This window comes from Spirosoma utsteinense (genome assembly GCF_014282275.1).
Classification (GTDB): Bacteria; Bacteroidota; Bacteroidia; order Cytophagales; family Spirosomataceae; genus Spirosoma; species Spirosoma utsteinense.
The window spans coordinates 143800-158574 of the sequence record NZ_VFIA01000012.1 but is presented as its reverse complement, the minus strand read 5'-3'; the positions used below and the strand labels follow the sequence as shown (position 1 = coordinate 158574).

The window sequence follows — 14775 nt, the reverse complement described above, 5'->3', positions numbered from 1 at the left end:
CGGTATGGCTGGTTCAGTATACAACCCCGGAGGGAATTAGTGCTTCATTCACGATGCCCGCGATGAGATTGACATCCTCTTCGGCCAGATCGGGATAGAGGGGTAGGCATAACACGCGCAACGACACTTCCTCCGAGATAGGGCAGGGCTGGTGACCTACCGAGAAAGGCAGGGTGTTGAGCGAAGGGAAAAAATAACGGCGGGGCGAAACGTGCTGCGCCTTGAGTGACTCGACAACCCGTAATAGTACTTCCTCTGATTCGAACACGACCGGGTAATAGGCATAGTTGTAGTCGACACCAGGGGTCAGGGTTGGCCGGGTGATCCGGCTGAAATCGAGCCGGTCGTTGTAATAGCCGAACACGCGTTTGCGGGCTTCGATGAGCGCCGGTACTTTGGGCAGTACACATAAGCCCATAGCCGCGTGAAACTCCGAGTTTTTAGCGTTGATGCCAACGCTGTAATAGTCGTCGTTACGGTGGCCAAACGACCGGTAGAAATGCAGTTTTTCTGCCATTTCGTCGCTATCCGTTACAATGCAGCCGCCCTCCACGGTATGAAACACTTTGGTGGCGTGAAAACTACAGGTGCTCAGGTCGCCATAGCTCAGGATCGAGCGGCCGTTATAGCTGGCTCCGAACGTGTGGGCTGCGTCGTAGATAACTTTCAGGTTATGCTTTTCGGCAATGGCCTGTATCTCCTCAATCCGGCAGGCATTCCCGTAAACGTGCGTGGCCATGATCGCCTGCGTGTTTTCGGTAATGAGCGACTCGATCTTAGTGGGATCGAGACAGAAATCGTCTGGTCGAATATCGGCAAAAACAGGGGTACACCCTTCCCACAGCAGCGCATTGGTCGTGGCCACATACGAAAAAGGGGTTGTAATAACTTCCTTGGTAATGTCCAGCGCTTTCAGGGCGAGTTGAAGAACGATGGTGCCATTGGTGCAGAACTTAAGGTGTTTCACTCCCAGATAGTCTTTCATCTGAGCTTCCAGGTCACGCAGGAGCGGCCCATCGTTGGTCAGGTGAACCCGCTCCCAGATTCCTTTCAGGTAGTTGGTATATTCCTCAAGGTCGGGAAGATATGACTTAGTGACGTTGATCATAAACAGTGTTCAGGTGTTGAGTTTTACAGGGTTGAGTCTTCAGCTAGATCGCCAGCTAATGGTGTGGTAATATTCGTTTGAAGACTAGACGCTGAAAACTCATTTAACGGTGGCTTCTTCTAACATGCCCATTTCAAACGGAAACTGCGGCCGAACGTAACCCGGCCACTTTCCGTACCAGGCGATGCCTTCCCGGTAATCTTCTACGTCGAAGGTAATACCTTCTTCCATAGTGTATAGCGGGGTAACCGTATCTTTTACGATCATCACCGAAATTGTGTAGGAACCATCGTTCAGGAAATAGCCCGGAATGGTACATTCACCCGCAATAAGTCCCTTGCCATAAGCCTGTGACCGAGTACCGATGTTGAAAATACATTCACCCGTCAGCGAGTTCAGATGCAGGCTCAGGTTCAGGTTGGCATGGTCCATCATGTTCCAGAACTCGAACCGCAGTTTCATCGGTGTCCGGACATCGATATGGGTCAGGTCGTCCTGGTATTCGGGGGTCATCTCGATGCGCCGAACGCGAACCAGATCGTTGCCGGGCGCATCCTGGGGAGTGTCCCACTGGCGTACGAGCCGGGTCTTGGAAACCTTGCTCAGGTATGAGGCAATAACCTGATTGGTTTCGCCCTGTTCAATCAGCTGTCCTTTCTCAAAATACAGCGTTTTGTTACACAGAGCCTGTACGGCGGTCAGGTTATGGCTAACGAAGATAATGGTCCGGCCGCTGGCCGAATTATCCCGCATCTTGCCGAGACTCTTCTTCTGGAATTCGGCGTCGCCAACAGCCAGCACCTCATCGACGATCATAATCTCGGGGTCGAGGTGGGCCGAAATGGCAAATCCCAGCCGAACATACATACCCGATGAGTAGCGCTTGACGGGCGTGTCGAGAAACTTCTCAACACCGGCAAAGGCTACAATTTCGTCAAACTGTTTCCTGATCTCACTGCGGCTCATGCCCAGCAGCGACCCATTCAGGTAAATATTTTCGCGGCCGGTCAGCTCCGGGTGGAAGCCCGTTCCAACCTCCAGCAAACTGGCTACCCGTCCCCGGATGCGAACGCTGCCCGTAGTAGGTTCGATGATTTTGCTCAGAATTTTAAGCATCGTCGACTTGCCTGCGCCGTTGTGGCCCACAATACCTACCCGGTCGCCCTGCTCAATTGAAAAGCTTACGTCGCGCAGGGCCCAGAACTCTTCTTTGCTTTCGTCTTTCTGCTTCTTTTGTCCGTTGAAGACCTGCCGAAAATTTGCCGATATAACGTCGCGCAGGGTGTTAGACCCCTTTCCTTTCTGGTGGTCGATGATGTACTGCTTACTTATATTTTCGACGGTAATAACAGACATAGTTCAGTTGGTGAGTTGAAAAGTCACTCAGTTGGTTAGCTAATGAGTCTACTTGGTGCGCTGGCGCTCTAAGCCGCTCATAGACTGGTTAACTTGATACTCATTAAATATCATCGACAAAGGTACTCTCGCGTTTCCGAAAAAAGTAAAGCGACAGGCTGAGAGAAATGACGATAATGATGACGGATGTCAGCAGACTTTTTGGATTGAAATAAGCCTCGCCACCAAGAAGTGACCATCGGAACCCGTCGATGATGCCTACCATCGGATTCAGCATGTAATATTTATAGTAGGATTCACCAGCTACCAGCCGACTGCTATAGGCAATTGGGCAGGCGTAAAAGCCAACCTGTACCAGAAACGGGATCAGCTGACCTACATCGCGAAACTTTACGTTCACGACCGCAAAGAACAGTCCGAAGGCAAAAGCGGCCAGCACGGCCAGGAGCATGAAGCCTGGTAGAAACAGTAAGTGCCAGTCGGGTACGAAACGATACCAGATGGCCAGCAGAATAAACAGTACCAGCGACACCAGAAAGTCGACAAAACTTACGGCTACCGCACTGATCGGCATAATCAGGCGGGGAAAATAAACCTTCGTAACAAGGTTGGCATTCATTGTTACGCTGTTGCTGATTTGAGTAAAAGCGGTAGAGAAGAATGTCCAGACCGTTATGCCACCCAGCACCATCAGCGGATAGGGCACGCCCGGGTCACCCGGCAATTTGGCAATGCGGCTAAAAACGAACACCATGATCAGCATGGTCGTCAGCGGCCGAATCAGACCCCAGGCCATGCCAAGAGCCGTCTGTTTGTAACGTACCGATACATCACGCATCGACAGGATGTACATCAGCTCCCGATTACGCCATAAATCCCGCCAGTAGTGCCGCTCGGCGCGGCCGGGTTCAATAATTACCTCGTGTGTTCTCAAAATCAGTTTATCAGTCAGTGAGTTGGTCAGTCAGTGAGTCAGTGAGTTTATCAGTCAGTGAGTTGGTGAGTTGGTCAGTGTTTCGATTGCGACAGCCACTGACTGACTCACCGACTCATCAACTGACCAACTCACCAACTGATTATCATTCCTCCCGCATAATGGAGCGGTATGTTTCCCGGAAAAATATGGCGATCACCGACAGCAGCAGTCCGAGGGCAATACCGATCCGCATACCTACCGGTGCCTTGATCTCTTTGTAAAGCGGAAAAGCGACCGGGTCGATAATGTTGAACAGCGGAGCCTCACGGATAAGGGAAAGCCGCATATTGTCGGCCTGCTGGAGAGCCGCATAATACAGCTGGGTCAGGAAGGTGGAATTTCGCGTAAGCTTGGTTTCCATCAGCCGTCCCTGTGCCACAACAACCTGCTGGTTCTGGTCGGCATACTGAGCCAGCCGATTTTCAGTGCCCGTAAGAATACGCAGCAGCGAGTCGGCACGTGAGTTGAGGAGTTCATACATCTCACGCGTTTTCTTGGTTTGTTTCTTTTTATAGTCCTCCTCAATCGTTTCCAGGTGCGTTGTCAGCAGTGAAGCGGCTAGTCTTTCGTCCTGCATACCGCAGCGCAGCTCCATAAACGACGACTTACGTTCGGGCTGGGTAACGCCCATTTCTGACTTGATCCGGGCACAGACATCCGACATGGCCTGCTGTTCCAGTTTTGTGAAGTCTTTTACCTGCTTGCCGGGGGTAAAGGCGAAAGCCCGAAGGGTATCACTTTCTTCCCACTCTTTATCCCGAATACCACTGTGGCGGATGTAATAGTTAGCCAGCAGCGTGTCTTTTCCGTTGATGGTATCCATTTTCATCAGCGTTTTTTCCAGCACCGCCCGCGACATGGAGTAAATAATAAAATTGTCGCCGGTGAAGATGTTGGCATCGGCCGCGCCGGGGCTCAATCCGAAGGCTCCCGCCAGGGCTCCCAGTTCGCCGAAGTTGCCGCCGGACGCTGACCCACCACCCAGGTTAAAGGTGATGAACGCGCTGTAAATAGGTTGTTTTTTGTGGGTGTAATCGTAGATAAAGCCGATCACCCCACCAATGGCCGTGAGCAGTAGCAGCAGTTTCCAGTTTCGCCGGAACACGCTTTTTATGCCCATTATACGCAGAACCACCGCTTTCGGTGAAATCTGGTCGGCGGGGACCGGTCGGGTAACCAGATTGGATTGGTTTGTTGTCGGGGGATTTTGCATTGAATGTATCGTCAAAACCAATAAAATATTACCGGATAGAGCGGAACGCCAGCACGCCCAAGATCAACGTCATTACCGACGAGGTAATGGCTGTAGCCTGACCTAAAATCTGCTGAGGTGTCAGAGAAAGTGCCTGACGGGGAATGACCACTTCCGAACCTGGCTCAACGCGTGGATAGATGTTGAAGAACATGAACTTGCGTGTCCGGTCGACTGATCCGTTGGCATAGACGACAAACGCTTTCTTGCGCTGCGACTTGTTGGTGAAACCACCCGACTGAGAAATGTAATCCTGAAACGTCTGACCAGCGCGGTACTTTACCGTCGTTGGCAACAGTACTTCACCCTGGATACGTACCGTTTCGAGCAGTTTTGGAATACGCAGTATGTCGCCTTCCTGCAACAGAATGTCTTCGGAGGAGCCGGGTGTCGCCATGATTTTCTTCAGGTTGATACCGATCGACTCTGGTTTGTCCGGCGAAATAGCGTCTACTTCAACCGCAGATCTTGTTGCGTCGTTGGCTAACTCCGAAATAGACCGCTGTTGACGGGCAATCTCGTCGGGGCTCAGGATAACACGCCGAACCAGCGTAGCACCTTCTATGTAAGCCTGCGGGGTTAAGCCACCAGCTAATCCAATCAGGTCAGACACTTTCTGATCCTTACTACGAATGGCATAAGACCCCGGCAGTATTACCTCACCTTCCACATTGGCATAGGTTTGTACCAGATAGTTGGGCGACCGGCGTACGATGACCTGGTCGAATGGCTCCAGAACAAACTTATTATCGTCCGCATTGATCGATAGATCGCGGTTCACGTTGAAACGGATGATTTCGGCTACCTGCGCTGATGCAGAGCGAGGATCGACGTCTTTTTTCCGGCGAACAACCTCTACCTGCGATGCGGCTGCTGATTCCCGCATGCCACCCGCCCGCAACAGCGCGTCGTTGAGCGTCATATTGGCCATGTAAGGCAGATCGCTGTTGGGCTGGTTCACTTCGCCCATAACCGAAACCTGAGCTGTTTCGGCCAGGTCGAAACGCGACGGGATAATGATCTGGTCTTCACGCTGGAGGTTAATGTCCGGTTCGGTGCCCGCCAGAATATTGGCCAGATTGACCGTGATGTTCTCGATTGCCAGGTCTTCACGGGTTCGAACAATATTGATCCGGCCCGTAAAGGCATCACCTTTCAGACCTTCGGCGGTGCTGATAATTTTGCGAAGCGTTTTGTTCTGATCCAGTGAGTACTGACCGGGCCGGAAAACGGCCCCTTCAATAGTGATCTGATTCTCAAACCGGTCCAGTAACTGCTCTACCCCAACGACGTCGCCGTCCAGCATCACAAACGTTTTGAACTCCGGGGTTGTCACATCGACGACCTTGCGCTCACGGTCGGTCAGGCGTGTCACTTTTACGCGACCTTTATAGGCATTGGACGCAAAATCACCGGCATAAAACAGCAGCCGGTCGAGGGTTTCGCCCACCAGCAATTCGAAAATATTGTTGCGTTTAACGGTACCCGTGATCTCGACCCGTTGAATGAAGGTCGTGAACCGGATGTTATCGTTGTCCTGCAGGCGGTAGTCATTGCGCTGGGTACCGTTGAGCAGGTAGTCATACAGGTCAAGTGTTGCAATGACCTTGTTATTGCGAATAAGCTGCACTTTCCGGAACGAGCCTAATTCATTCGGTCCACCAGCCTGATAAACCGCATTCATTACCGTCGATAGCGACGACAGGGTATAGGTTCCTGGCCGAATCGCATCACCCGTTACTGTTACGCGGATACTGCGGATAGCGCCCAGTGATACTTCCAGGAATGTATTCTGAGGTCCGTATTGTGATTTGCGGAGGCCAACGTATTTGGTAGCTAACCGACTTGTGATGCGGTCTTTCGCCTGCTCAACCGACAGGCCAGCTATAGAAACCGGCCCGATACCGGTAGCCTGCGCAAAATAAATAGACCCTTCCGGCGTGACTGTCTGGCTGAAATCACTTTCAGAGAAGCCGTACAGCCGAATGTTAAGCTGATCGCCCGGTCCTACAATGTAGTTGCGGGGTGTGGCCATCGTGATATTAGGCTGAAAGGGGTTAGTAGCCGCTGGGTCGTTGAAGAGCGTGCTGCCGAAGATCTTCCGACGGATCTCGTTGCGCTCCCGAATGCGGGCCGCTTCGTACCCGTCTTCCAGTTGCTCCTGGGTGGTTTGTGGTCCCTGGTTGGTGATGGTATCGCTTGGGTCGATGGCCTCCTGGCTTTGCCGGTCCCGATTGACACCTGTATTGTCCTGAATAGGGGAGCCAACGCCGTTGTTGGTTGGCTGGGCATTGGTACGACCGGTGGGAACGTTACGGCCGGGTTGCTGCCCCTGACCTGTCTGCTGCTGAATTTGCCGCTGCATGCTCGGTGGCAGATTATTGATATTGACACCCGCCGGCAAAGCGCTTGGCTGCGCGGTACCACCGCGGGGAGCAGCCGGGGAAGTAGTGGCACCTGCGCCCGATGATGGAGCCACCTGGGCCTGTGCCGTCAGCCCATTCAGTACCAGGCAGAGTGTGGCCATGCCAAGGCTAACCTTGTGCAAAATGGGAGACATAGACGAACGAAAAGATTTTGGTGGAAAGTGATGATTAATTCGCAGATTTTGCATATTTTTAAGATGTCGCACAGCTCCTTAAAGATGGTGGTGGAGACCAGTATCTAACGACATTGTGAGCCACATAGTACGCGACACAGTTTAGTCGGCAAAGTAAACGAACTTTTGCCGGATTCTAAACAGTTTCCTATTCTGTGGAAACTTTTCTATCTTGCCCATCAGGGTATGATTTTTCCGATGTTTCAGGTAAAGCAGTAACGCTCTGTTCTACCCTGTTTTAAGCCTTTTATACAAAAAACTGCAATGGCAGAGAGTTTAAACCAACCCGTCCTATACAACGAAGACAGTATCCGCTCGCTCGACTGGCGCGAACACATCCGGCTCCGTCCGGGCATGTATATCGGTAAACTGGGCGACGGATCGGCCGCCGACGATGGTATCTATGTTTTACTGAAAGAAACCATCGACAACTGCATCGACGAGCACGTGATGGGCCACGGTAAAATCATCGATGTTCGAGTAACCGACCACCGGGTCGAAGTGCGCGACTATGGCCGGGGTATTCCGCTGGGCAAGGTCGTTGAGGTCGTGTCAAAAATAAATACCGGCGGTAAGTACGACTCCGGCGCGTTCCAGAAATCGGTAGGCCTGAACGGCGTCGGTACGAAAGCCGTCAACGCGCTGGCCAGCTACTTCCGGGTGCAGTCTTACCGGGATGGCCGTACGGTATGGGCCGAGTTTGAGCGGGGTGACCTTAAGAATAAGGGCGACGAACCCACTAACGAACGCAATGGAACGCTGATCTGCTTCGAACCGGACGATACCGTTTTTCGGCACTTCCACTATGTGCAGCCTTTTCTGGAGAAGATGATCTGGAATTACTGCTACCTGAATGCCGGGCTGACCATCGCGTTCAACAAGCAGAAATTCATATCCCATAACGGCCTGCTCGACCTGCTGCGCAACAGCACTGAGGAAGATGCCCTGCGGTACCCAATCATTCACCTGAAGGGTAACGACATCGAAATTGCCATGACCCACGGCAATCAGTATGGTGAGCAGTATTATTCCTTCGTCAATGGCCAAAACACGACCCAGGGTGGCACACACCTGAATTCCCTGCGGGAAGCCGTTGTTGAAACGGTTCGCAAGCACTTCGACAAAAACTACGATACGACCGATATTCGGGCCAGCATCATTGCCGCCATCAGCGTTCGGGTACAGGAGCCGGTGTTCGAGTCGCAGACGAAAACTAAACTGGGCTCCATCAACATGTCGCCCGAGCCGAACGCACAGTCGGTCAATTCATTCGTCAAGGATTTCGTCAAGGACCGTCTGGACGATTTTCTGCACATGAACCCTGTTATCCGGGATGCGCTCAAAAAACGTATCGAGCAGTCGGAACGGGAGCGCAAGGAACTGGCCGGGATCAAGAAACTGGCCAACGATCGGGCTAAAAAAGCCAGCCTGCATAACAAGAAGCTGCGTGACTGCCGCAATCACCTGTCGGACCTTAAATCTGACGACCGCTACCAAACCACGCTGTTTATCACTGAAGGCGACTCGGCGAGCGGATCGATTACCAAGTCGCGCAATGTGCAGCTACAGGCGGTGTTCAGTTTGCGGGGGAAGCCGCTCAACTGCTTCGGGCTGACCAAGAAAGTGGTCTACGAAAACGAAGAGTTCAACCTGCTTCAGCACGCCCTCGACATCGAAGAAGGGTTGGAAGGGCTGCGGTATAACCGTATCGTAATTGCCACCGATGCCGATGTCGACGGGATGCACATCCGACTGTTGATGCTGACGTTCTTTCTCCAGTTTTTCCCGGACCTGGTACGTAACGGTCACCTGTATATTTTGGAAACACCCCTGTTTCGGGTGCGCAATCCAAAGAACCATAAGGAAACGACCTATTGCTACTCGGAGGAGGAAAAACAGGCGGCCATCGATAAATTGACAAAGGGCGGTAAGAAGGTAGAAATTACGCGCTTCAAAGGTCTTGGTGAGATCTCGCCAGAGGAATTTGGCCTGTTCATCGGCGAAAATATGCGTCTGGAGCCGGTCATTATGGAGAAGGATACATCGGTACCGAAACTGCTCAGTTACTACATGGGCAAGAACACCCCCGACCGGCAGCGATTTATCATCGACAACCTGCGGGTTGAAAAAGACGTAGAGGATGCCGCGCTGGTATAACTTTTAGTCATAAGGCAAAAAAGTCGTAAGTCGTAAGTCGTAGAAGTCGTAAGTTTGTCGGTAGGGAGCAATCACCTACGACTTTCGACCTCTAGGACTTACGACTTTTTTTAATGACCCTCGAATCTCTCCGTAACGACATCGATGCCCTCGACGATCAATTGCTGACGCTGCTTAACCAGCGTATGGAACTGGTACGCCGGGTGGGTGAACTCAAACGCACGACCAACACCGTTATTTATCGGCCCGAACGCGAAAAGCAAATTCTGGACCGGCTGCATTTCCAGAACGAGGGTTTACTGAATCGCTCGGCCATCGAAGCAATTTTTCTGGAAATCTTTGCCGTATCCCGTAATCTGGAACTTCCCGAGCGAGTGGCGTATCTAGGCCCCGAGGGAAGCTTTACCCACCAGGCCGCCGAAAGCCGGTTTGGTGCGATGAGTGCTTACGTGGCTCTGCCCACGATTCGGTCGGTGTTCGAAAGCGTTGAAACGGGGCGGGTTCGGTTTGGCGTTGTGCCTATCGAAAACAACCAGGAGGGGGTTGTGAGCGAAGCCATCGACCTGCTGCTCGAAAAAGATCTGCGTATCGCTGCCGAAACCGAAATACCTGTTCATTTTACCTTTGCTACCCAGGCGGAGAATCTGGCCGATATTACTCATATCTATTCGAAAGATATTGCCTTCCGCCAGTGCAGCAAGTTTCTGAACGATTCGTTCGATGGTTTGAAAGCCGAGCTGGTGCCCGTCGAATCGACGTCGAAAGCGGCTAAACTGGCGGCTCAACAGCCTTTTGCAGCCGCCGTCTGTTCGCATATCGCGGCTAAACTATTCGATGTGCCGGTGCTGTTCGACAATATCGAAGACAGTGACCTTAACCGGACGCGTTTTTTGATCCTGGCTAAAGACTTCGAGAACCAGCCCAGCGGTCACGACAAGACCACACTCATTGCCCGGCTTCCTAACACGGAGTCGCCGGGGGTACTGGCGGAGTTTCTTCAGGAGTTTAACCGCCGGAAAATCAACCTCACCAAGATCGAGAGTCGGCCGCTGCGCGAGGGGGCTACGTTCCGGTACTGGTTCCTGCTCGAATGTGAAGGCCACTCCAGCGATCCGAATCTGCAGGAGATTCTGAACCACCATGCTGCCGAGGTGAAACTGCTGGGGAGTTACGTGCGGGTAGCCTAATCGCTGTGATCGCAAAACGAAGCCGCCTGTTTGTCTGTTATCAGGCTGGACTATCAGCCCACACACACTATGGAACCCAGCGATAAAACCGATAAGATCATCGAGGCCCGGATGAAACTCAAACGCCGGTTTGAGGATAAAATGGCGCAAACCCCCTCTATGGCCGACCATATGGACGGGCCGGAGAAGCCACGCGGTTCTGGCCCCGCCAACCGACATGGAATGCCTGCGGTACCCGTAGGTCAGACGGTCACAACCAAATGGCCGGTACTCGATCTGGGCTATCAGCCGAGTATTCCGATCGATAAGTGGCAACTTAACATTGATGGAGAAGTCAACAACCCTGTCCGCCTGAAATGGGACGACCTGATGGCATTACCTCAGGTGGAAGACACCAGCGATTTTCATTGCGTCACAACCTGGTCGCGGCTTAACGTCCCCTGGGTAGGTGTCCGGTTTATGGACCTGGCTGCGCTGGTCGACCCTAAAGGAACGGCCACTCACGTTATGTGCTATGGCTATGATGGCTATTCCACAAACGTGTCGCTGGAAGAAGCCCTCAAACCCGACGTATTGCTGGTACATACTGCCGACGGTTTGCCGCTTACCCGCGAACATGGCGGTCCACTGCGTATGATCACGCCACAGCTTTACGCCTGGAAAGGGTCGAAATGGATAAAGCGAATTGAATTCCTGACCAAAAATCAGCTGGGTTTCTGGGAAGATCGTGGGTATTCAAATACCGCCTACCCGTGGCGGAACGATCGGTATTCTTGAAAAGGAGGAAGGAGGAGAGGGAGGAAGGAGGAAAGGGAGGCTGACGCGAAACCAGTACATGACGCGTCAGCCTCCCTTTCCTCCTTCCTCCCTTTCCTCCTTCCTTCCTCCTCCCTCCCTTTCCTCCTCTCCTCCCTTTTCAATAAACCCATAACACAACATGTGGCAGATGGTCATCTGGGCATCTTCGACGCGGCCATAGTGGGTGTCGTCAATGGCGATTACTTCATGGGCCAGCTCAGCCACACGGCCGCGTTTACCACCGACAAGCGCAATAGTGGTCAGGCCGTGGTTGTTGGCCCATTCGACCGCTTTTACTACGTTGGGCGAATTGCCGCTGACGCTGAGGGTTAGGACCAGATCACCAGGTTGTGCGTAGTTCTGAAGCTGTCCTACATACACATCTTCGTAGGAATAATCATTGCCGAGAGCCGTAATCCACGACACGTTTTCGTTCAGCGACAGGCATCGAAAGCGTTTTCCCATTTTATCGGATGCGCTTTTGCCCAGGTCGGTAATGAAGTGCGATACGTTGGAAGCGCTCCCGCCATTGCCAAAAGCGAACAACTGACGGTCGTTGGCCCAGCATGAATGAATCAGGTTGATGATATGCTCCACCCGATCGAGCGGAATGGCATCATAGGCCGCTTTCTGCCGGTCGATATAGGCTTGGAAGTAGGGTTGGTTCATGGGACAGGAAGCAATGGGTGAGGAATAATTCGTTATAGGTTGCGGTGTAGATGGCCATCGCTCATTACCAGTTCCAGCGCTCCGGTTGGTACAGCGTCTTCGCCAAGTTTAGCCAGCAGAACAATGGGGGCGGGGTGAAAAGCCTTCATCACGAAACGCGGGAGGGCCTGTCGAACGGCCGCCCTCAGGGGCTCGCCAATAAGGGAAAGACCCCCGCCCAGTACGATAGCATCAGGATGGAACAGGTGGATGACATGCGATAAACCCAGCGCCAGCACCGACCCAATCTGCTCAATCAGCATGCGGGCCACAGGGTCACTCTGTTCGTAAGCCTCATGTAAAAACGTGGCCGGTTTACGCCCACCCCTTTCCTGCTCGACCATTCTTCTCAAGGGAGAGTCCGCAGGCAGTTGCGGGAGTAAGTCGCGAATTTGCTGATCGACAGCCCAGCCCGACACGGTTTGCTCGATCGTCTGACCGGGCGAATCGGCGCTTGGTGGTACGAGCCACAAATGACCTATTTCGGCTTCACCCGGAAAAGAGCCGTGGTACAGTTGATTGTCGATGACCAGGCCTCCGCCAACACCACTTCCCAGCGTAACATAAAATACATGGTTAAAGCCTGTAGCTACCCCGCGCCGGGCCTCTCCGAGGGCGGCAACGTTCGCATCGTTTTCAATACGAATGGTAGCGCCGGGTATTTGCTCCCTGAGCCAACCGGCCAGATCGAATCCGGACCACCCGTTTACCTGATGCGACGTTGCAATACGCCCCGTTTTCCAGTCGACAGGTCCGCCGAAGCCAACCCCGATAGCCTCCGGCTGTTCGGATAGCTGCCCGAACGTATCGGTGAGCTGAGCCAGAATGCCGGCTGCGCCCTGCGCCGGATCAACATGATGCCGGTAGCGAGTGGCTAGCCGACCCGACGCGTCGCTGGTGACCACCTGTAGTTTCGTGCCGCCAATTTCAATACCAAGGTTCATTTAGATCAGTTGTGGTAGGGGAGGATGGTGACTAGCCGCGTTTCATCGTTGCTCGTCCAAGGTAGATAGCATCACCCTTGAGGGAAATGGTTGTATAGAACGAGTACCCGTCTTTTACGTACCGAACCATCACATTACTGGTTTGGCCAGCCTGGGCGTAGGCTTTTGTCGCAGCGATCAATATCTGATTGCCGTTGACGATGGCCCGTACGAAAGGCAGATCGCGGGTTTTAAGCTGGTTTGCATTGTAGCCAACCCACGTTTTGCCCCCGTCGAATGAACAGTCAGTCGCTTCGTTAAGGTATATTTCGCGCCCGTTGAAAAGATCGCCATGGTGCCTGAACAGCCGCCATAAACCATGAATGTAATGCTCATAGGGCGCATAAGAACGGTCATTGCCCAGGTTCTTTAGCATAGGGTCGGTGGGGGAGGGCTGATCGGGAACAAGGTCCTTATGATCGTCCCAGAAGAGAACCCCATACGCGCCCGTGAACCAGTAGAAAATAGCCATACCTTCGGCTATAGCCGGGGGAGCCCCGTGCTCCGCTTTGCCGCTGTTGGGGAAATCGCCACTCTGCGTATTAAAAACCCAATGCCAGGCGATCCTTTTTTTGGACGATAGTTTCCTGTTTACTTCCTGTTCACCCAGCAAAGCCGCCAGCCAGTGACGATCATCGTCGGCCGTATGGCGGGCCGAGTAGTCGAAGTCAGGGTAGAGGTAATAGGTGCCGGGCATTTGAAAATCGACGAAATCACTGAATGACTTGCCTACGATATCGCCGGGCAGGCCCCGCTGCTGACTGGTCGTTGTTTGGCGGGCAGGCATGCTCCAGAGCCACTCGGGACCCACCGTGTAATGGCTGGCCTTTGAGTTGCCGTAGCTATTGTGCGGTACGGGCATGATAGAACCCAACTCTGTCTGGGCACTTACATTCTGTTTGATCGATCTGGCCATGAACGTATACACGTTCACCTGATCCTGCTCGTTGCCCACGTTGACACCGTCATTCTCGATGTCGAGGAATATCTTGCTAAAGGTGCTTTTCATACCGCCCGGCGGACAGTCGCCGAAACCAACGCAGCCTCCGCTCAGCTCGCTTGATGCCTGGTACATGGTATTTCGATTCGTTGTCCGGGCCGATGGTGGGTTGCGGAAAACGACGTCCCGTGCCAGGTTACCGTTGCGGGCCCAGGGCAGTCCAAACGCATTGGCAAAGTAATCCTGATACAAAATCAAGGATCGCTGACGTTGCTGCAAGCTACTTTTCCAGCCTGCCGGCGGAAACCCTTCTGTCCAGATTTCATTCTTTTGCACCATACGCGTTTGCTCAATGGCTGAGAAGCCACGTCGGAACAGTTTAGTCCGGTCCTGATCGACGTGTAGGTTACGGCCCGCCCCGCTAAACGTAATTGTTTTGGTAGCGGGTAACGTGAAATCGCCTACGACATCGATATTGAAGTAGCCCTTGCGGGTACTGGGCGTGAACCGGGCACGGGGTGTAGGTGATAGTGGAGTTGCCACCGGTACAGGCCCCTGTAAGGATACCGATACCGGCTCCGGTACCGTATCTGAACGAACAAACCAAAAACCGAAGCCAGCTACGCTGGCCGCCAGAACTGATGCGGCTATTTTCATGCTGGTTTTCACAAATAAGGAAAAGTAAGCTGGCATGATGGCCAGCTGATAAAC

Annotated in this window: 11 protein-coding genes; 3 read left to right on the top strand and 8 right to left on the bottom strand. The window is 52.9% G+C overall.

Going from position 1 to position 14775, the window contains the following annotated elements; genetic code table 11:
* Positions 1-13 precede the first annotated feature (13 nt).
* The 5 genes from FH603_RS11920 to FH603_RS11900 all read right to left on the bottom strand — a co-directional run bounded on the left by FH603_RS11920 (position 14) and on the right by FH603_RS11900 (position 7252).
* Complete coding sequence (locus tag FH603_RS11920; RefSeq protein ID WP_186737737.1) at positions 14-1108, bottom strand: DegT/DnrJ/EryC1/StrS family aminotransferase; 1095 nt, start codon at positions 1106-1108, stop codon at positions 14-16.
* 99 nt (positions 1109-1207) lie between these two features.
* Positions 1208-2464 carry an ABC transporter ATP-binding protein gene (locus FH603_RS11915; RefSeq protein WP_186737735.1) on the bottom strand — a complete coding sequence of 419 codons (1257 nt, stop codon included), beginning with the start codon at positions 2462-2464 and terminating at the stop codon, positions 1208-1210.
* Positions 2465-2567: 103 nt separating this feature from the next.
* A complete protein-coding gene (locus FH603_RS11910; RefSeq protein WP_186737731.1) occupies positions 2568-3398 on the bottom strand; it encodes an ABC transporter permease in 831 nt (276 codons plus the stop codon).
* A gap of 145 nt (positions 3399-3543) precedes the next feature.
* Complete coding sequence (locus FH603_RS11905) at positions 3544-4653, bottom strand: UbiA family prenyltransferase (protein WP_186737730.1); 1110 nt, start codon at positions 4651-4653, stop codon at positions 3544-3546.
* 28 nt (positions 4654-4681) lie between these two features.
* Positions 4682-7252, bottom strand: a complete 2571-nt coding sequence (locus tag FH603_RS11900; RefSeq protein WP_235985410.1) for a polysaccharide biosynthesis/export family protein — start codon at positions 7250-7252, stop codon at positions 4682-4684.
* Positions 7253-7555: 303 nt separating this feature from the next.
* On the opposite strand from FH603_RS11900, the gene FH603_RS11895 reads away from it, so the two are divergent.
* From FH603_RS11895 to FH603_RS11885, 3 genes are all read left to right on the top strand, one after another.
* The gene (locus FH603_RS11895) at positions 7556-9448 is read left to right on the top strand and encodes a DNA topoisomerase IV subunit B (protein ID WP_186737726.1); all 1893 of its coding nucleotides are present in this window, start codon (positions 7556-7558) and stop codon (positions 9446-9448) included.
* A 113-nt stretch (positions 9449-9561) separates the two neighbouring features.
* Complete coding sequence (gene pheA, locus FH603_RS11890) at positions 9562-10635, top strand: prephenate dehydratase (protein WP_186737724.1); 1074 nt, start codon at positions 9562-9564, stop codon at positions 10633-10635.
* A gap of 69 nt (positions 10636-10704) precedes the next feature.
* Complete coding sequence (locus tag FH603_RS11885; protein ID WP_186737722.1) at positions 10705-11412, top strand: molybdopterin-dependent oxidoreductase; 708 nt, start codon at positions 10705-10707, stop codon at positions 11410-11412.
* Positions 11413-11478: 66 nt separating this feature from the next.
* Here FH603_RS11885 and FH603_RS11880 read toward each other — a convergent pair whose 3' ends face one another.
* The 3 genes from FH603_RS11880 to FH603_RS11870 are packed head-to-tail and all read right to left on the bottom strand — an operon-like array spanning position 11479 to position 14721.
* Positions 11479-12102 (bottom strand): D-sedoheptulose-7-phosphate isomerase, encoded by a 624-nt coding sequence (locus FH603_RS11880; RefSeq protein WP_186737721.1) that lies wholly within the window; start codon positions 12100-12102, stop codon positions 11479-11481.
* 32 nt (positions 12103-12134) lie between these two features.
* Positions 12135-13085, bottom strand: a complete 951-nt coding sequence (locus FH603_RS11875; RefSeq protein WP_186737719.1) for an ROK family protein — start codon at positions 13083-13085, stop codon at positions 12135-12137.
* A 31-nt stretch (positions 13086-13116) separates the two neighbouring features.
* On the bottom strand, positions 13117-14721 hold the full coding sequence (locus tag FH603_RS11870; protein WP_186737717.1) for a hypothetical protein: 1605 nt from the start codon (positions 14719-14721) through the stop codon (positions 13117-13119).
* Positions 14722-14775: the final 54 nt, after the last annotated feature.